Raw genomic sequence first — 18340 nt, forward strand, 5'->3', positions numbered from 1 at the left:
GTTGATAAGGTGCAATACCAAATAACTTGCAGTTGAGCCTACGTCAGAAGTTTTAGGTTTCACTTTACGTGCACGTTTTGCAGAAGCTTTATCACCTTCTACTACAACTTCTGTATGTTCATCAAACTTGGTTGTGGTTGTCATTCGCCATAATAGGGCATTCCTCATCATACACGTATTATCTATACGCAAAAATATGGTGATGCAAGTGTTTTTATAGAAACCATCGATGGATTTTTCCATCGGGTCGTCATCATATAGATTTTCCTGCAAGATGATAGTCATTCTGTCCCGTAAATATTTCAAAACGTGTTTACCCTAGTCATAATTCTTTTGCGTTATATAAACTTTAGGGCTAATAACCTGAAATATCAGTATTTATACGGGTTTTGAAATTTTCAAGGCGAAACACTTTTGTTTCAAAACTACCATCGTTATTCAGACGAATGTAACGATAACCCGGTGCATTTTGGTCGAGTGCAAAATCATTACTAAACGGCTTAAACTGTACACTTGTGGAAGGCGTAGAAAAAACTCGATACCTTGCCAGATATTAAGGAATCTTGATGAACATGCCCGCAGACTAGGCCTTCACGTTTTGAAATGGACTTAAAGTATCTAAAAGTGCATTTGAGTTTTGAAGCTTATGGTGGTCAATCCATTTTGATTTCATGGCAAATGGATGGTGATGACAAGCAGCAAAACAGGATGATCTGCAAATTGTTCAAGTAATTTCGCTAAATTTTCTAATTGTTCCGAAGACAGATGACCATCTACTTTTCCCTTTACAGCGCTATTAGCATAATCACACGCCAGTTTCCTAAACCGACAACTACAGGTTGTTGATGGTTTCGTTATGTAGAGGAAAGTGGTCGACATTGTCATGATTAGAGGGTCTGGAAAAAAGGCAGACCAAGGTTTGCATAAAATTGATATAACGTTGTAGGTAATAGGTGTTGGGGCTTGTGCGAGGTCACCGGTATGAATAATCGCATCAGCTTCGGGATGTTGTTTTAGTATCTGTTGAATAATGGCGTGGAAACTTTCTTCAGGATTCATCCCCACAAATTCTAGCTGTGGATACTCCAATAAATGTGTATCGGTAATTTGTATGATGACATGATTTTTTTGTGAAAGTGTTGAGACTTGAAAAGTCACCGTCCTACCTCTTCGGATTTATTATCGTTTTGCTGTGTTGAGCCAGCCATTGTAATGCCATAATAACAGGGGCATTTTTAAACGTCCGCTGTTGAGTAGTGTTTGAATTTCACTATAACTAAACAAATGCAGCTGAATATTTTCACCCTCATTATCTACCCAAAAACACCACCTACAGCAGGTAAATTGGTTTCGGCAACGTACAGATGAAATAACTCTGAACAGGCGCCAGCTGATGGGTAAAACTAAATAGATGTTCTAAATCCTGAACTTCGCAACCTGATTCTTCAGGCTCTCGCGTCGAATGCAACTTTCTGGTGATTCATTGCCATCTAATACGCCTGCGATAATTTCGAGTTGCCATGGCGAATGGGAGTCATCTAAAGCACCAACACGAAACTGTTCAATCAGGGCAAACTGTTGTTTTTGATCATTGTAGAGTAGAACGCCAGCCGCTTCAGGCCGATGCACAAGTTCGCGCTGCAATACAGGAGTATATTCAGATTGATTAAATAGACGATGTCGAAGGCTGACTTTTCAACTTGAATAAACCACTGAACAGAGGTTCACGTGATGTTACTTCGACATCTTTATATGTATAACTTGGACGCTCGACAATACTCATGATTCGATCAGGACGAAATCTATTTATTTCATCCTAACCGAGAATCATGGCTAGGCAAGTGTTTTTTTTGAATATTTACACTTTATGATACAGTTTTTGTCCTTGCTCTTGATAAACCTCTTTCATCGCTTTGAGGCCTTCTTCAACCTCTGAATCGCTATTGGTGAGATTGTTGGCATAGTCACGAACATTCTGGGTGATTTTCATCGAACAGAATTTTGGACCACACATTGAGCAAAAGTGAGCAGATTTATGCGCTTCTTTTGGTAAAGTCTCGTCATGCATGCTGCGTGCTGTATCTGGGTCTAGACTTAGGTTGAACTGGTCGTCCCAACGGAATTCGAAACGTGCTTAGACAAGGCATTATCACGAACCTGTGCACCCGGATGACCTTTGGCAAGATCGGCTGCGTGTGCTGCAATCTTGTAGGTAATAATTCCGTCTTTCACATCTTTCTTGTTTGGCAAACCTAAATGTTCTTTAGGTGTCACATAGCAAAGCATTGCTGTACCATACAGCCAATCATAGCTGCACCAATAGCAGAAGTAATGTGGTCGTAACCCGGAGCGATGTCTGTAGTTAAAGGCCCAAGCGTATAGAATGGAGCTTCTTTACATACTTCTAACTGCAAGTCCATGTTCTTTAATCATGTGCATTGGTACGTGGCCCGGACCTTCGATCATGACCTGCACATCATGTTCCCATGCACGGTGAGTCAGCTCACCCAGTGTTTAAGTTCGCTGAACTGCGCTTCGTCATTTGCATCTTGAATACAACCCGGACGTAAGCCATCGCCTAAGCTAAATGACACATCATAGGCTTTCATGATTTCACAGATTTCATCGAAGTGTGTGTATAAGAAGTTCTCTTCATGATGAGCGAGACACCACTGCGCCATGATTGAACCACCACGAGACACAATACCTGTTAAACGGTTTGCTGTAAGTGGCACATAACGAAGTAGAACACCTGCGTGAATGGTGAAGTAGTCAACACCTTGTTCAGCTTGTTCAATAAGCGTGTCTTTAAAGATTTCCCAAGTCAGGTTCTCGGCAACACCATCAACTTTTTCAAGTGCTTGATAAATTGGTACGGTACCGATTGGAACTGGTGAGTTACGAATAATCCATTCACGTGTTTCATGAATGTTCTTACCTGTAGACAAGTCCATAATGGTGTCAGCGCCCCAACGGGTTGCCCATGTCATTTTCGCAACTTCTTCATCAATTGAAGAACCAAGCGCCGAGTTACCAATATTGGCATTAATCTTAACCAAGAAATTACGGCCAATAATCATTGGTTCAAGTTCTGGGTGGTTAATGTTGGCAGGAATAATAGCGCGGCCTTCGGCAACTTCTTGGCGAACAAACTCAGGTGTAATTTCTTTTAAGTTTTTCGCACCAAAGTTTTGACCTGGGTGCTGACGCATATCTACAGCTTCGCGTTGACGCTGATTTTCACGAATTGCAATATATTCCATTTCAGGCGTGATAATACCTTGCTTGGCATAGTGCATTTGAGTGACATTTTTGCCTGCTTTAGCACGGCGTGGGTTTTGAATATGTGCAAAGCGAATATCAGCAGTACGAATATCTTTTAAACGCTCTGTCCAAACTTTGAAGTTAGGCCAGAAAGAACGTCAGTATCGTTACGCTCTTCAATCCATTTTTGACGAACTGAAGGTAAACCTTTATTTAATCAATTTGAACATTCGGGTCAGTATAAACACCTGAAGTGTCATATACCATAATAGGTGGGTTGTGCTCACACCAAGGCCAGTTGGGGTATCGGTTAAAGAAATTTCTCGCATTGGAACCTGAATATCAGGGCGAGAGCCTTCAATATAAACTTTTTTAGAAGCGGGTAAGATGCGGGTTAAGTCTTTGCATCTTGTTGTTGTGCTGAAATTTCAGCAGAAGAGAGATTCGTTAATTGGTTCATCACATGATCCTTATGAATAACATCAACGAATCAAGCACGACCAAAACGATGGCGGATTTATCTTGAACTAGATAAATTGAGGGCTTAGGTTTTCAGATGGCTTGATTCCTACGCAGGTCTTAACCTGATCAGGTTCAACGGTACTTGTGATCAAACTGGTGTTGCGATAACACGAAATTTACACAATCTCAGCGAGCTATTACTCGCGCTCCGTCAAGCGATTTAAAGACTAACATGTTTTAGGTTGGCTGGCATTGTCAATTTGTATCTATACAAACCGCATCTATATGGCAGTCACGATAGACTTCCGTGTTCCATGGCGAATCAAATTTTAATAACTGTTCAAGTTGTTCATGCACATCTGATAGGTAGATTTCTTTTGCCTATTTTCATCAGTTAAATCTATTTTAAATTGCTTATTGCGCTCATCGACAGGGTGGCAATAACTTGAGAAATTGTTGGGCAGGTTTCGCTAAACTTGATTGGCTCTGAGTTGATAAAAAGCGGATTTGCTGAAGTGCATCTTGGTCAAACCATGTGTTCGGGGCATATTCATCCGACACAGGCGTATTATCTAGACCAAAGAAATGAAGTATCGATATTCATTGAAGAGTAATTTGGCATCATTAATAAAATAACTCTTTGGATATTTTTGAATAAATTTTCCCAAATAAAGCACGTTCAGTGAGCTCTTTCCATGAAACAGCCAAAGCACCATCGTTATAGAAAATGTCTTGATTGTCTTTCGCCATACGAGATAAAAATTCTTTCTGGTCAGCAGGTAAAGCCTTAGAAAAAACATCAACTAAGTAGTTTGGCTGGCGACGATAAGTAAACATACCTTCACCTTGATAGAGCAGCTCAATATAGGCTTGGCCTTCATGTTGAAGTAAATATTGATCACGCGGGCTCAGTTGGGCGAAGAGCTTTTTCTGACTTTGAATCACCTTTTTAAGGTCTTGTTTCTGTTCTAAAACAGCATAGCCAAATGCTTCAAAAGCTCTAGCTGTTTTATCAGTGTAGTCTTGTTTAAGAAAACGTTGATACATGGTTGTTGATGCATCAATTAGCTTAAGCTGTTCCTCATTTTTTAACGAAGGAACACAGTTTTTAAGCTTTTCATTAATTTGATTTAAGTCTTCTATTTTACTGTTCTGATTAATCGTGTGCATGGCTACCATAATTTGCAAGCAACTACTGTCTCGCTGTTCGGTGGCCTTTTGCGCAGTTGATTTTTGCTCTTTAGATACAGTTTGATCTTGCTGTGAGGTTTTATTGCAGCCAGCTAAAAGTAGTGCACTGCACATACTCATCATTAGAATTTTTTTCATCTTTATATTTTTATCGAAATTGATATTGCTCAAATTATAACGCTTAAAAAGATTGCATCACTGTTAGAAATCTTTTATTAGGTAGGTCGGTCTACTTAAGTAAAAGCTATGAATGATAGAACAGCAAGACAGAAATTCTCGATGCAGCGGCAACACTGTTTTATAACGATGGCATTACCGCAACAGGAATTAATACGGTTACGGCTAAAGCAGATGTAGCCAAAATGTCGCTTTACATAATTTTTCTTCAAAAGGTGAACTTGTTGATGCCTATATTGCTGCACGACATCAAGAGTGGTTAGACCTTTATCAAAAGCGTTTAGAAAAAAAAAACAGCTAAAGAAGCTATTTTGGCCGTATTTGATGCCTATCAAGATCATGCCGAGTTTGCTTATGAAAAGGGTTTTAGAGGATGTGGGCTATTAAATGCTGCCGCAGAGTTCCCAGCGAACAGTTCAGGACGAAATGCTGTAAGACAACATAAAGAACAAGTTGAGGCGATTGTTGCCGAGCATTTAAATCGCTTATTAAAAGATTCACAGCGTGTTAGCTATATCGCCGCACAACTTTCTTTTTTATTAGAAGGGTCGATGGCAAGAGCTGGTTTAGAGGGTAGTAGCCGTCAACTTCATTAGCGAGACAAATGGCAGAAGATATTTAGATCGGAATGCCGACATGATTAGCTTATTAAAATAGTAGTTATGGTGGCACTATTGCAATTTTAGTAGCCTCTTTCTTATGGGGAACCACGGGCACAGCCGCAGCATTTGCCCAACACTCGACCACTTGCAATTGGCGCGGTTGCTATGGGGGGGAGGTGGGCTTTTACAGGCATTGATGCATTCAGGCCATTCGGGAACATCGACAATTTATTGGGCGAAATATTCTATTATTCTTTTAGGTGTTGTGGCGTTGGGATATATCACTAGCTTTTTATTCTTCATGCATTATGCCGGAATTACGATTGGTACGGTGGTTTCAATTGTTCGGCTCACTCATTGCAGCAGTTTAGAGCGATTCTTTGACCGTAAAGTTTTATCTAAAACGTGGTTCCTAAGTTTGTGTTGGGTGTTGTGGGGTAAGTTTATTATCTATGGGCGAAAGCCACGCAGCACAGAGAGTACAAATGAATGGAATAAAATTTTTGGTATTTTTCTTGGGCTGGTAGCGGGTGCAACCTATTCATTTATTCATGGGCCGCAAAGATTATAGATCGGGTATTGCTGCTAAGCTGCAATGGGATGATATGGGTGGTGGGGCAGTCATCTTGCTTCCAACTTTATTAATTACAGGTGGTGGGCTACTGCAAAGTTCAACAAATTTACTTGTTGCTGGCTATATGATGCTGATTCCTATGTTTTTGGGTTATTTGCTTTTGGTTTCGGGTTAAAAACTGTAATGCAGTAAAGCCACCACTTTAACTTATTTGAACTCTTGTTGCAGCGAATTTTTGCCATTGTTTTGGTTGGCGAAAGTGTCTCATGGATGGGTGGGCAGGTATGTTTTTGATTTCATTGTATTTTGATGTTATCAAAGCCTGAAAATACATAAAAATGAAACTTTTACTGGCTTGAGTTAAATTAAATTTTCTTAGTCTTAAGCCAAGTTTTATCGTTGATTTAAACAATGAAATAAATTAATGCTTGTCGGGTTTATGGAGTTTTACATCGTCGAGTTTTGCTCTGATTTAGTTGAAATTATGAGCGGCAAACTAATGATCCGACGTGGCAAGCGAATCACACAGTTTGAAGCAGATCAGCTTAATTTAGGCTTAGCAACAGGCGCTTTATACCAACAGTTAATTATCTGGAATATTACCGTAATCGACAAACGGTAAAGCGTTCAAATTTTCCTGGTGTTGATCAGGAAGGACTTTCCGATGCTTTGGTAAGTAATACATCGACTACCAAACAGGCTAGTTTATCTGCCGTCAGCCTCTTTTTCGTATGGATGCATGGGAAGGTTATAAACGGTTAAAACTTCGGTTGCCCTTAGTGAAATTACTTTAAGACTGCAAAAACAAGATCATGTTTTAATGTAGTGAAGCCTATTTTAATGTACTGCGTCAGCAGGACTTACCGCTGCATATTTACAGAAGAAAAGCCTTGCTTGAAACAGGCTCATATGATGAACGCCAGCTTAAGAAGGTTGGTAGCACGTAGTGATGTGAGTGAAGCAAATGCCCATATCAAAATGCCCGAGCCAACGTATTGCTACCAATGTGCAGCTTTTATTGGCTCAAGAGCAACTATTGAATATATTGGTCCGTATCAAGATAGGCTTGCTGTATTGAGAAGTGATTTTATCTTTCAAAACCTTATCCGGCACAGCTCGATGAGTGGTTAGGATTAGCCCAACAGCAAATTTAAAGATTCAACAAGCACGTTTACAAAGGCGATATGCTGAAGATCAACGTCGTGTGGAAAAAGCTGCACTTTATCCAGATAGATGCAGTGGCGAGTTATGGTTATACCAAACAAACGCCAGAAACGCTGATTTCAACTGATGGGAAGTTTGATCAGGTCGGGGTAGAAATGAACTGGAACTTATTTAATGGAGGCCGGACCCGAACTTCTATTAAAAAGCCAGTGTGGAGTTAAATAAAGCGCAAGCCCAACTTGATGCGGCCATTCGCCGTGCCAATGTCGATGTGAAAAGTGCTTTTATGCAGGTAGATACCGACCGAGCAAAGCTTGAAGCAAGAAAGGCGGCAATGGACTCTTCAGCACTTGTTTCTCAAGCTTCAAAAGCAAGTTATAACGAAGGCTTAAAAGTATGGTCGATGTTTTATTGGCGCAGCGTAATGCTTTTTCAGCAAAACAGGATTATCTTAATGCTCAGTATGACTATTTATTAAATGTATTACGTTTAAAAGCGCTGTAGGTCAGCTAGGAGAAAAGATCTAGTTGAATTAAATAGCTGGTTAACGTATCAGTAATAAAAAATGCTTTTATCTGAAATTTAATTTTGTCATAAAAATTTAATGATTGATGTGTTTTAATGCTCAATCATTTTATCCCTGCGCCATCATGTTGGAGGCTTCCCTTGAGTCCGAGTAATCCGGTGTTAAGCCATCATATTTCTTCTCAATTTAATGAAGATTTGCAAGATGTGAACACAAAGTTTATGACCATGGGTGGCTTGGTCGAACAACAGGTTGCCAATGCAATTCATTCTTTGCTTGATACAGATGCGAACTTAGCAATTGATGTTCAATTTAAAGATAATGCGGTCAATCAATACGATGAGGCTGACGCTGATTTTGGCACGTCGTCATCCGCAGCAATTGACTTGCGTATGGTAATTGCCATGAGCAAAGCCAATACTGACCTAGAGCGTATTGGGGATGAAGCTGCAAAAATTGCCCGTATTGCGCAAAATCTATGTGAAGAGGGCGGTTCTCTCGTGGCTACATGGAAACACGTCATATTGGTAACCAAGTACGGGTCATGATTCATGACGCACTTGATGCTTTTGCACGTTTAGATGCAGATCAGGCATTACGTGTACTTTTAGCCGATGCTGACATTGACCGTGAATATCAGTCGGCAACGCGTACTTTAATGACTTATATGATTGAAGACCCGCGTCATATTGCTCGTGTGATTAATGTCATGTGGGTTTTACGTTCTTTAGAGCGTATCGGTGATCACGCTCGTAATATTGCTGAACAAGTCATTTACATGGCAAAGGCTTTGATGCACGTCATACCAAAATTGAAGAAATTGAAGCAAAAGTACACGAAAAGTAATATGTGAGCTGAGATATTTAAAGGCCTTGTTTCAGACAAGGCTTTTTTATTTTTTTAAAATAATAGATAAAAAAATGTCCCGAACTTTGGGGGGAAGTTCAGGACAGAAAATCAAGTGCATTAAGAGAAAACACGACAGGGATCGTGTCTTACTTGCTATGAATTGATATTAAAGTTTCAGCTATTTCATGTCATGTAGAGTCCTGTGCGCTCTATGTAAGGCTTTATATGTTTGTGTAAGTTTCACGTAAAAAAAGGCAGGTCTATGTATATAAACCTGCCTTTTTAAAAAATGATGGGCTTGGAATAAACCTGTTATTCTGGTTTCCAGCCTTCCGCTTTTTCAACGCTCTCATCATTATTGAAGAACTTCTCACGTTGCTCTTCAAGGAATTTTTTCGCTTCTGGTTCAAACACGTTTAAACGCTTTTCATTAATTAGCGTAGTTTGGTGCTGTAACCATTCTTGCCATGCTTGCTTAGAAACATTTTCAAAAATTCTTGGCCTTTGGCACCTGGAAATGGAGCAAAGTCCAATCCTTCCATTTCCTTTTGGTATTTACGGCAAAATACTTGTCGACTCATTTTGTATCCTTAAGCGTATAACTGTTCTAGACGTTTATGGGCACGTGCAATCGCAGCTTCAACCTGTTTTGGTGAAGTTCCGCAATATGATCACGTGCATTTACCGAAGCTTCTAGTGTCAAAGCTTTATCAAATACATCTGCTGTAATTAGGTCAGAGAATTGTTGTAATTGCTCAAGTGTTAACTCAGATAAATCTTTTTCTTCAGCAACACCTAATGCAACAGCTTTACCTACAATTTCATGTGCATCACGGAACGCAACGCCTTTTTTCACTAAATAGTCAGCAAGGTCAGTTGCTGTAGAGAATCCGCGAAGAGCAGCTTCACGCATGATTTCAACATTTGGAACCAATGCAGGGATCATGTCAGCAAACGCCATGAGTGAACCACGAACGGTATCAATGGCATCAAATAAAGGTTCTTTATCTTCTTGTTGTCTTGTTGTACGCCAGTGGTTGACCTTTCATAAGCGTAAGTAAGCTAATTAAGTCACCAAATACGCGGCCAGATTTACCACGGATGGTTCCGGAACATCAGGGTTTTTCTTCTGCGGCATGATTGAGAACCAGTACAGAAGCGATCAGGAATATTACGAATTTAACTGTGCAGAAGTCCAAAGAATAAGTTCTTCAGACATACGCGATAAATGCATCATGATTAAAGATGCTGCTGCATTAAATTCGATAGCAAAATCACGATCAGATACAGCATCAAGAGAGTTTTCAGATACAGCTTCAAAGCCTAGTAACTCTGCTGTATAAGCACGATCAATCGGGTAAGTTGTACCAGCGAGAGCGCAGACAAGTGGCATACGGTTAACACGCTTACGGCAGTCTTGAAGACGTTCAGTATCACGAACTAACATTTCAAACCATGCCAACAAGTGATGGCGAAAGTTACCGGTTGAGCTGTTTGTAAGTGTGTAAAGCCAGGCATAATAGTATTACATTTTTGGCAGCCAACCCAACAACCTTTTTGTAAACGCTCTAATAAGCCTAAAATGTCGTCAATTTCGTCGCGGAGATAAAGACGGATATCAGTTGCAACTTGGTCGTTACGGCTACGGCCAGTGTTGAAGTTTTACCTGTAATACCGATACGTTGAGTCAAACGTGATTCAATGTTCATGTGAACATCTTCAAGATCGATACGCCATTCAAAAGTTCCAGCTTCAATTTCTGCACGAATGGTGCTTAAACCTTCAATAATGTCGTCTCGTTCTGCTTCTGTCAGTACGCAACTTTCGCAAGCATGGTAGCATGCGCAATAGAACCAGCGATGTCTTGCTTATAAAAACGCTGGTCAAATGAACAGAGGCGGTAAATTCGGCTACAAAAGCATCCGTCGCTTCAGAAAAACGACCACCCCACATACCTGAGGTTTGGTTTGGGGCTGCTGAATTAGGGGATTGAAGATGTGGTCATGGTGGCTCAGTAAATAAAAAGAGTATATCACTTGCCGAAGCTCACAAACAAAGTTGTTTCTACAGCATATCGAAATCAAATTCCTCTATTTTTTTACGAAATTGATCGTTGGCAACATTTATTAGAATTAATTATCGCAAGTAATGTTTTAGCTCTGGTTTTAGCTTTGGCTGAAGCGCAGTCTGGCATGCATTAAACGGTCACGTCTTTTACAATATATCGTTTTTATTAACTGGGTGATTTTGTCTTTTTTTGCATTGGTTGAACATTTTCAGGATTTTTTTAGTCAGCTACAGCAAAAATATGCTTTGGTAATTGGCTTTGTTATGCTGCAAGCGATAGTTGTGGTAACCACCATAATAAGCAATTTTTTTCAGTTTGGAGTTTTGAAAAAAACATCTGTTATAGCGCAGGACTGGAGCATTTATTTTACCAATGTCCCTTTATATTTAAGTTATGGAATATTATTAGGGGCCTTTTGTCTGCGTTATTTATATGTTCGAGAACAATGGTTACACCAACAATATGCAGAATTAAATGCCCGTATTCAGGCAATGCAGGCTCGCATTCATCCTCATTTTTTATTTAATAGTCTAAATAATTGGTGAGTTTAATAACGATAGATCCAGATAAAGCAGAAGTATGTTAATTAGCCTGTCACGACTGTTTAGGGCGAGTTTTCAAGAATTAAATTGGTGAGCTTGCATGAAGAAATTGAGCTTAGTAAACAATTTAATGATTGAGCAAATACGTTTGGGCGAGCGTTTAAAAGTCGAATGGAAAGTGGAAATTGAACCTTTGCAATTAAAACAGGTCACTATTCCTTTATTGACATTACAACCTTTATTAGAGAATAGTATTTTTCATGGGGTAGAGCCAATGATGGGTAAAGCAACCATTGGGGTATTGGTTGAAATATTGCAAAATCAGGTCAGTATAGTCATTACCAACCCTTATACACACGATACAATAAATTCACGGAAAGGGCATGGAATCGCTCTTGAAAATGTTAAACAGCGCTTAAAAGCGTATTATGGGAATTCAGTGAGATTCCAGGTATATAAGGGTGAGGCTTTATATACCACTATTATGAGCTATCAATACAATCAAAATAATAGTCAGTCAGAGTTACCATAAAAAAATGGACCAAGTAACGGTGACAAGGAGGATGAATGAGGTGCTAATTGTGATGACGAACCACTGCAGTGGAACGATTGTCACGTTTAGTTTCAAAGATGGGACATGAGGTTGTCGCAACAGCTCATCATGGCCAAGATGCCTTGGAACAGGCACGGCTTCATCACCCAGATGTGATTTTACTTGATATCCAGATGCCGGGTATGAATGGTCTCGTCTGTGCGGAGCAATTAAGCCAACTTAATCCTCGACCTGCCATAGTGTTTTGCACAGCTTATGATCAGCATGCATTGGAGGCATTTAAGTCACAAGCACAAGCTTATCTTCTTAGCCCATTGATCCTCAAGAGCTGGAGCAGACATTTAAGCAATAACCCAGTAACACAAGCACAGCTCAGCGCTTTGCTAAACCTGAGCTTTTACAGATTTAAAAACAACGTCATCAAATTGCTGCTAAAACCTATCGTGGGGTTGAGCTATTCCTGTTGAAAATATCTATTACTTTTTAGCAGATCAGAAATATGTCACGGTACGTCATAAAAATGGCAGCGTATTGATTGACGAAACACTTAAAGAACTTGAAACTGAGTTCGCAGATCAGTTCATCCGTATTCACCGTAATGCATTGGTCTCGATTGCTTATTAGATGGTTTGGAGCTAGTAAGTTCGGGCCAATATCAGTTCGCTTACGTGGCTTAGATGAAAGACTTTCCGTAAGCCGCCGTCATTTATCTACCCTTAGAGAACGGATACACCAACTTTAACCTGTATTCATCTTATTTTTGCTTGTGAGATTTTACTTGCAATTTTAAGGGATCAAGTTAAGTTTAGGGTGTATTGTTTGACCAGCCCATGCTTGAATTTATGAAAACCTTGAAAATTGCTACACGACAAAGCCCACTTGCTCTTTGGCAGGCAGAACATATTCGTGCCCGTTACAGGAGCTTCACCCAGATTTAACGGTGGAGTTGGTTAAGTTTGTCACCAAGGCGATAAAATTTTAGATACACCTTTAGCAAAAATTGGTGGCAAAGGGTTGTTCGTTAAGAATTGGAAGCAGCACTTTTAGATGGTCGTGCGGACCTTGCTGTACATTCATGAAAGATGTTCCGATGGCATTACCAGAAGGTTTAACTTGGCCGTAATTTGCGAACGTGAAGATCCGTTAGATGCTTTTGTTTCGAATCAATTTGAAAAATTTGCTGATTTGCCGCAAGGAGCAAAAGTTGGCACCTCAAGTTTACGTCGTAAATCACAAATTTTAAAACAACGTCCAGATCTACAATTATTGATTTACGTGGTAATGTCGGTACCCGCTTAGCGAAGCTAGCGATGGTCATATGATGCTATTATCTTGGCGAGTGCTGGTTTAAAACGTTTAGGATTGGCAGAACGCATTCGCCACTGTATCGAGCCAGTGTAAGTTGCCTGCGGTGGGACAGGGCGCCTTGGTTTGGAATGCCGTGCAGATGACCAAGAATGTTGGCTTTAATTCAGCCACTTCTACACCCAGAGACAGATGTATGTGTACGTGCTGAGCGGCATTCAATGCTTATCTTGAAGGTGGTTGTCAGGTGCCGATTGCAGGTTATGCAACACTCCAAGATGGTAAAATTCATATTGAAGGCCGTGTAGGTAGTGTTGATGGGCAAACATTATTAGGGCTGAGCTTACAGATGAAGCGAATAATGCTCAGCAATTAGGTGAAAACCTTGCTCGGAACTTACTTGATCAAGGCGCTGGTGATTTATTAAAGGCCCTCTACTAACGCTATGTTGTTTATTAATACCCGACTGACTCGCTGCGGCTGAATTAACTCATGCTTGCAGAGAAGGGTTTCAGGTCGAGTCTTTACCTCTTTTAGAACTGGTTGCTCACCTTTTCAGAATCACTCTCTCAACTCTATCAGCAGTTAACTGGTGCACAAGCGATTGTAGTGGTTAGTCCTACTGCTGTTGATGTGGGATGCAGTATTTAACACAAAGTGGTTTAAAATAGATGAGCTAAACATATTCAATGGATTGTGGTGGGACAGGCGACGGCTAATCGTCTTCACGACTATGGGATTGAAGCGCATGTTCCTGAGGTTGAAACTTCCGAGGGAATGCTTAACTTACCTCTCCTTCATCGTATGCAAAAATCAGGTAGCGTGGCTTTTGGAGAGGTGAAGCGGCCGTCAATTATGATGGAACTTTGCAACAGCAAGGAATTCAGATTTTAAATTTTGTTCTATATCGCCGGCAGTGTCCGCAAGCTTCATATTCGACATTCAAACATCTGACACAGAATTCAATTATAATTAGATAAATGGCTCGTCTTAATTACTAGTGAGGCGAGCTGGAAATACTGGTTAGAGCTTGTTTAAAAAATAAGGCCAACCTGATGCGTATATTAGTTTTAGGACCACGCCTTTTCAACTTGTTAAGACTATCGCGATCAGCAACAAGCTCATTTTCACATTATTCAACTTGAAATTTATCGCCTTCGGGGATGATTATCCATTCAGGCATTATAAGGATTCGTTGAGAAAACTTGTTTCTATCATCATTTGCTGGGCATCGCTTGGGTGGCTAAGCTCAGCTACGATATGTGGCAATTTTCGTACCGTCCCTGAATTCAGCAAAACTTGCTGCAATCTGAACAGCAATATGCCAATTTGAATGATCAATTGGTTGCTTGCAAGACAAATTCAAAATCAACCAAGTCATATTCTAAAACAACGCCTTTAACAACGACTGAAGTTGTTCAAACCGGAATGCACCGACCGTATTAATTAAACAAAATTAGAGTTAATCCAGTTTGCAATTGACCAACAGCAATTTATTTATGCTGTAGATCATCTAACCCAACTACAGCAAACCCTACCACAATATGAATGCTCCTGCATTACAACACAGCTTAAATCAAGCTCTTGAGCAAGATAAGCAGGCCATTCAACAGTTTGTGCTTGCTCAAATCAGCGACATCAACTCATTGATGATTTACTCCAGAATATTGATAAAAATATTCAGCAAGCCTTAAAGCAGCCTAAATTTGAGATGGACCAATCCGAGGCTGTGTCATGGTGGAAAAAATGGTTCCGTATTGAGAAAGTAGAAACGCCGTCTATTATTTAATGAACCGAAGTGTAGTGCTTAAAGAAGTGCAATTAAGGCTATTAATTGCTGAGCAAGCTTTAACCAAGGAAAAATGGCTGAATATCAAAATGAGTTGCAGACTGTAAGCAAAACTAAATGAATTACCCGATGCAACTAGCCAACAACTCAAAACCGTATTGCTAAAGTGGCACATTATCAGTAGTGCTGTTCCTAAATTATCGACACTTGGTCTAATCGGCTCATAAGGAGGACATATGAAGCATCTCCTGTGGGTTTACTTTTTAATTAGCTTAATCCTGTTTGCAGCCTTGGCCTTATTCAGTTATGGCTATGGTATGGGTTATGTTTATATCTATTGGCGGCAATTGCAATTGCAACAAATGTATGGGGATTAGTCCTTACGTTTGTTGTGATGAGCTTTATGCTCAGGTGATATGGCTTTGGATTAAGCGTTATTCTTCTCGGAACAAAGAAAGAGAGAGAATATTTTTCAGTTTAAAAACCTCCATCCGTATGAACAATTAGGTATTGTCTGGTTATTAGAGGCTGCAGAAGATCAACGGGTATTTATCGAACGTGTTTTTACTCAATCAGGCCTTCTAAAAAATATTATTGATGCCAAATTTCTAGTTTTAAGTGGAGATTACCAAAAAGCTTTAGAGGCCTTGGATCAATCCCCACCAATGGCTTTTGAGTTAGCAGAATTACAGCGTATTGAAATATTCTTGGCACAAAACGAAGCTGAACGTGCCTTAACCCATCTTGAGTTTTTATATCAGCATCAGTTATCGCCATGGCTTGAAGAGATTGAACAGCATATCAACAACGTTAACAGCGCTTTGGGGCCAGCTTGCTTTACAACAACCATGGGTATACTTACGTTCTATGAAATATGGTTTGTTGGACGCTGAACATCGTGATTTATGGCTACAACAACTTCTTCAACAGTTTGATCAAGCTTCAATAGATGATTTACAAGCACTGCAACAGCGCTATCTGGATTAGAGTCAGAAATTCAACCAGACCTTATAGCAGTAAATTGTTATGGTTAAAACTTTTGGCCCGTATGCCAGAAATGAGTATTCAGCATGAAGCATTAACCTTGATTTACTCAAAGAGCAATTCGATCCGGACGTATTTTACTTATGGTTCAGCAACAATTGCTTAAGCAGGTTCCTGACTATGCCGATGTCGAAGAAAAGATTAATCAATTTGAATCTCAATATATGAATTGCCAGTTTTAACATTTGCAAAATGGCATGTTTACATGGCAACAGTCGTCAAGCTGAAGCAGAAATATTATTAAGTTTATATCCAGATAATATTTTAATGAGCTATTTACGTATTAAATCAACCTTAAAAGAAGATGATGAGTTAATCAAACAGTTAAACCTAATCTTTGAAAATGATGCGAATTTTTTAAAATTTAAAATCTGAGGTAAAAATGAAAGAACTGTCTGTCTACCCTGTAATATACGACCAGAAAGTAGCATGGGGAGATATGGATGCTTTTGGTCATGTCAATAATGTGCAATATTATAGATATATTGAAAGTCACGTATTTATATATGGAAAATGTAAATATATTGACTCCAAATATATATACTGTTGTTGCTTCAAGTCAGTGCAAATATTTAAAACCTGTGTTTTATCCAGATGTATTGAAAGTAGGGGTTCGTGTAGAAGAGCTACGTAAGAGCGCGTTCCGTATGGCTTATATATTATGGAGTGAATCTCAGCAGCAAATCGTTGCTACAGGTGAAGCAGTTTGGTTTGTGAATAAAATGACAGGATTAAAATGTGAATACCAAGTGAAAGTAAAAAGTAAAATTATTGAATTAGAAAAATCAGTGGGCATGATTTAATACATTTAGCTTAAATAAATATTAAGAAATATATTACAATTATAATTACTAATGTAATTAAAAAGTAAATTTATAGCGTTATTCTGATGAACTTGACTTTCAAACTATTGCTTATTGAATAGATTATAAATACTATTGGTTATGATTTAATGTTTTTAAATAGACCTCTTGCGAAAGTAAAAACCACCTCAATCTAAATTTCATGAGATATCAGAAATTAAATCGTTTTTCAGATTCTGAATTCCAGCGCTTGGTTGGTGTACCTCGACCAGTTTTTAGTGAAATGATCGAAGTTTTAAAAGAAGTAGAATCACTTAAAAAGAAATCTGGGCGTCCTCATACTTTAGCTATAGAGGATCAATTATTATTAACACTCAATTACTTACGGAATTACAGCACTCAATTGGAGTTGGCTGCAAATTACCATATCGCTGAAAGTAATGTGAATCGAACCATTAAAAAGGTTGAAGATGCATTGATGAAATCAAGACGGTTTACTCTGCCAAAACGAAGCATTACCACAGCAGACGAACAGTTTAACTGGGTCATTATTGATGCGACAGAATGTTCAATAGAACGTCCGAAAAAAAAATCAGAGTAAGTTCTACAGTGGTAAAAAGAAGAAACATACGCTAAAAGCACAAGTGATCTATCATCCGAACAGCAAACAAATCATAGGGCTAGATATATCGAATGGCAGTCAGCATGACATTAAATTGGCAAGAAGAACGGTTAAAAAATTCAAACATTGTAAATATGTTATGACCGATTTAGGGTACTACGGATTAGAGCAAGATGGCTTTAAATTATTGATGCCAATAAAGAAAAAGAAGAATTTACCCTATTTGATGTTGAGAAAAGTACAATAAATGATTGGAAAAATACGAGTTGTGATCGAACATATTAATAGTCAATGAAACATTTAGAATATTAAGTGAACGCTATCGAAATAGACGGAAAAGATTCGGTTTACGCATTAACTTAATCGCTGCACTGGTAAATCGGATGAACTTGCAATAACGACTTTCGCAAGAGGTCTAATTTTGTCTGTATTATTTGAATTGTCAGTAAGACTGGAGTATTTATTAATGAAACCGGATATTAGTGAATTATCTGTTGAAGAGTTAAAACGCTTACAAGAAGAAGCAGAAGCTTTAATTGCAAGCAAAAAAGATCAAGCAATCGAAGATGCTTATAATCAAATTATCGAAATTGCTGAAAATGTAGGTTTTAGTGTTGAACAGCTTCTAGAATTTGGCGCTCAAAAACGTAAGAAAACAACACGTAAATCTGTAGAACCACGTTACCGTAACAAAAACAATGCTGAAGAGACTTGGACTGGTCGCGGTAAACAACCACGTTGGTTAGTTGCTGAAATTGAAAAAGGTGCAAAACTTGAAGATTTCTTAATCTAATTGTATTGCCTT

The 18340-nt window shown here is 39.1% G+C and carries 5 protein-coding genes, 18 pseudogenes and 1 riboswitch; of the genes and pseudogenes, 16 read left to right on the forward strand and 7 right to left on the reverse strand.

Annotation, left to right across the window (positions count from 1 at the left end; translation table 11 throughout):
* The 5 pseudogenes from EGT34_RS20485 to EGT34_RS20505 form a co-directional block, all read right to left on the reverse strand.
* A pseudogene (locus EGT34_RS20485) lies at nucleotides 1-151 on the reverse strand (RNA polymerase-binding protein DksA); the annotation flags it as partial.
* A gap of 204 nt (nucleotides 152-355) precedes the next feature.
* Nucleotides 356-1158: pseudogene (locus tag EGT34_RS20490) on the reverse strand (metallophosphoesterase).
* A 4-nt stretch (nucleotides 1159-1162) separates the two neighbouring features.
* A pseudogene (locus EGT34_RS20495) lies at nucleotides 1163-1783 on the reverse strand (NUDIX domain-containing protein).
* A gap of 75 nt (nucleotides 1784-1858) precedes the next feature.
* Nucleotides 1859-3724 (reverse strand): annotated as a pseudogene (gene thiC, locus EGT34_RS20500) (phosphomethylpyrimidine synthase ThiC).
* A gap of 88 nt (nucleotides 3725-3812) precedes the next feature.
* Nucleotides 3813-3947: riboswitch (TPP riboswitch) on the reverse strand.
* A gap of 34 nt (nucleotides 3948-3981) precedes the next feature.
* A pseudogene (locus EGT34_RS20505) lies at nucleotides 3982-5055 on the reverse strand (hypothetical protein).
* Between the two features lie 108 nt (nucleotides 5056-5163).
* On the opposite strand from EGT34_RS20505, the pseudogene EGT34_RS20510 reads away from it, so the two are divergent.
* From EGT34_RS20510 to EGT34_RS21575, 5 genes and pseudogenes are all read left to right on the forward strand, one after another.
* Nucleotides 5164-5738 (forward strand): annotated as a pseudogene (locus EGT34_RS20510) (TetR/AcrR family transcriptional regulator).
* Nucleotides 5731-6606 (forward strand): annotated as a pseudogene (locus EGT34_RS20515) (EamA family transporter). The pseudogenes EGT34_RS20510 and EGT34_RS20515 overlap by 8 nt, the downstream one beginning before the upstream one ends.
* A 92-nt stretch (nucleotides 6607-6698) precedes the next feature.
* Nucleotides 6699-7993: pseudogene (locus EGT34_RS20520) on the forward strand (TolC family protein).
* Nucleotides 7994-8100: 107 nt separating this feature from the next.
* Complete coding sequence (locus tag EGT34_RS21570; protein ID WP_416376732.1) at nucleotides 8101-8508, forward strand: PhoU domain-containing protein; 408 nt, start codon at nucleotides 8101-8103, stop codon at nucleotides 8506-8508.
* Nucleotides 8469-8813: a phosphate signaling complex PhoU family protein gene (locus EGT34_RS21575; protein ID WP_416376733.1), complete on the forward strand. Its 345-nt coding sequence runs from the start codon at nucleotides 8469-8471 to the stop codon at nucleotides 8811-8813. Before EGT34_RS21570 ends, EGT34_RS21575 begins: the two co-directional genes overlap by 40 nt.
* A gap of 308 nt (nucleotides 8814-9121) precedes the next feature.
* Here EGT34_RS21575 and EGT34_RS20530 read toward each other — a convergent pair.
* Both EGT34_RS20530 and argH read right to left on the reverse strand, forming a co-directional pair.
* A pseudogene (locus EGT34_RS20530) lies at nucleotides 9122-9390 on the reverse strand (oxidative damage protection protein).
* 9 nt (nucleotides 9391-9399) lie between these two features.
* Nucleotides 9400-10814, reverse strand: a pseudogene (gene argH, locus EGT34_RS20535) (argininosuccinate lyase).
* Nucleotides 10815-10845: 31 nt separating this feature from the next.
* Here argH and EGT34_RS20540 point away from each other — a divergent pair.
* The 11 genes and pseudogenes from EGT34_RS20540 (at nucleotide 10846) to EGT34_RS20580 (ending at nucleotide 18328) form a co-directional block, all read left to right on the forward strand.
* Nucleotides 10846-11951 (forward strand): annotated as a pseudogene (locus EGT34_RS20540) (sensor histidine kinase).
* 51 nt (nucleotides 11952-12002) lie between these two features.
* Nucleotides 12003-12714: pseudogene (locus EGT34_RS20545) on the forward strand (LytR/AlgR family response regulator transcription factor); the annotation flags it as partial.
* A 100-nt stretch (nucleotides 12715-12814) separates the two neighbouring features.
* Nucleotides 12815-12910 (forward strand): hypothetical protein, encoded by a 96-nt coding sequence (locus EGT34_RS21500; protein ID WP_323808084.1) that lies wholly within the window; start codon nucleotides 12815-12817, stop codon nucleotides 12908-12910.
* A gap of 76 nt (nucleotides 12911-12986) precedes the next feature.
* Nucleotides 12987-13373, forward strand: a pseudogene (locus EGT34_RS21475) (hypothetical protein).
* A 151-nt stretch (nucleotides 13374-13524) separates the two neighbouring features.
* Nucleotides 13525-13653, forward strand: coding sequence for a hypothetical protein (locus tag EGT34_RS21480; RefSeq protein ID WP_267285292.1), 129 nt, complete (start codon nucleotides 13525-13527; stop codon nucleotides 13651-13653).
* Between the two features lie 69 nt (nucleotides 13654-13722).
* Nucleotides 13723-14476, forward strand: a pseudogene (locus EGT34_RS20555) (uroporphyrinogen-III synthase).
* Nucleotides 14473-15293, forward strand: a pseudogene (locus tag EGT34_RS20560) (hypothetical protein). Before EGT34_RS20555 ends, EGT34_RS20560 begins: the two co-directional pseudogenes overlap by 4 nt.
* A gap of 9 nt (nucleotides 15294-15302) precedes the next feature.
* Nucleotides 15303-16485, forward strand: a pseudogene (locus EGT34_RS20565) (heme biosynthesis protein HemY).
* Nucleotides 16486-16492: 7 nt separating this feature from the next.
* Nucleotides 16493-16913, forward strand: a pseudogene (locus tag EGT34_RS20570) (acyl-CoA thioesterase).
* Between the two features lie 202 nt (nucleotides 16914-17115).
* Nucleotides 17116-17933, forward strand: a pseudogene (locus tag EGT34_RS20575) (IS5 family transposase).
* Between the two features lie 68 nt (nucleotides 17934-18001).
* Nucleotides 18002-18328: an H-NS family nucleoid-associated regulatory protein gene (locus tag EGT34_RS20580; RefSeq protein WP_000801427.1), complete on the forward strand. Its 327-nt coding sequence runs from the start codon at nucleotides 18002-18004 to the stop codon at nucleotides 18326-18328.
* Nucleotides 18329-18340: the final 12 nt, after the last annotated feature.

The organism is Acinetobacter sp. FDAARGOS_558, assembly GCF_003937785.1.
Classification (GTDB): domain Bacteria; phylum Pseudomonadota; class Gammaproteobacteria; order Pseudomonadales; family Moraxellaceae; genus Acinetobacter; species Acinetobacter baumannii.

Bases quoted from the DNA above. Each gene is read 5' to 3' on its own strand.
- EGT34_RS21575 (WP_416376733.1), top strand. From the start codon at position 8,469: ATGGAAACACGTCATATTGGTAACCAAGTACGGGTCATGATTCATGAC.
- EGT34_RS21500 (WP_323808084.1), top strand. From the start codon at position 12,815: ATGAAAACCTTGAAAATTGCTACACGACAAAGCCCACTTGCTCTTTGG.
- EGT34_RS20580 (WP_000801427.1), top strand. From the start codon at position 18,002: ATGAAACCGGATATTAGTGAATTATCTGTTGAAGAGTTAAAACGCTTA.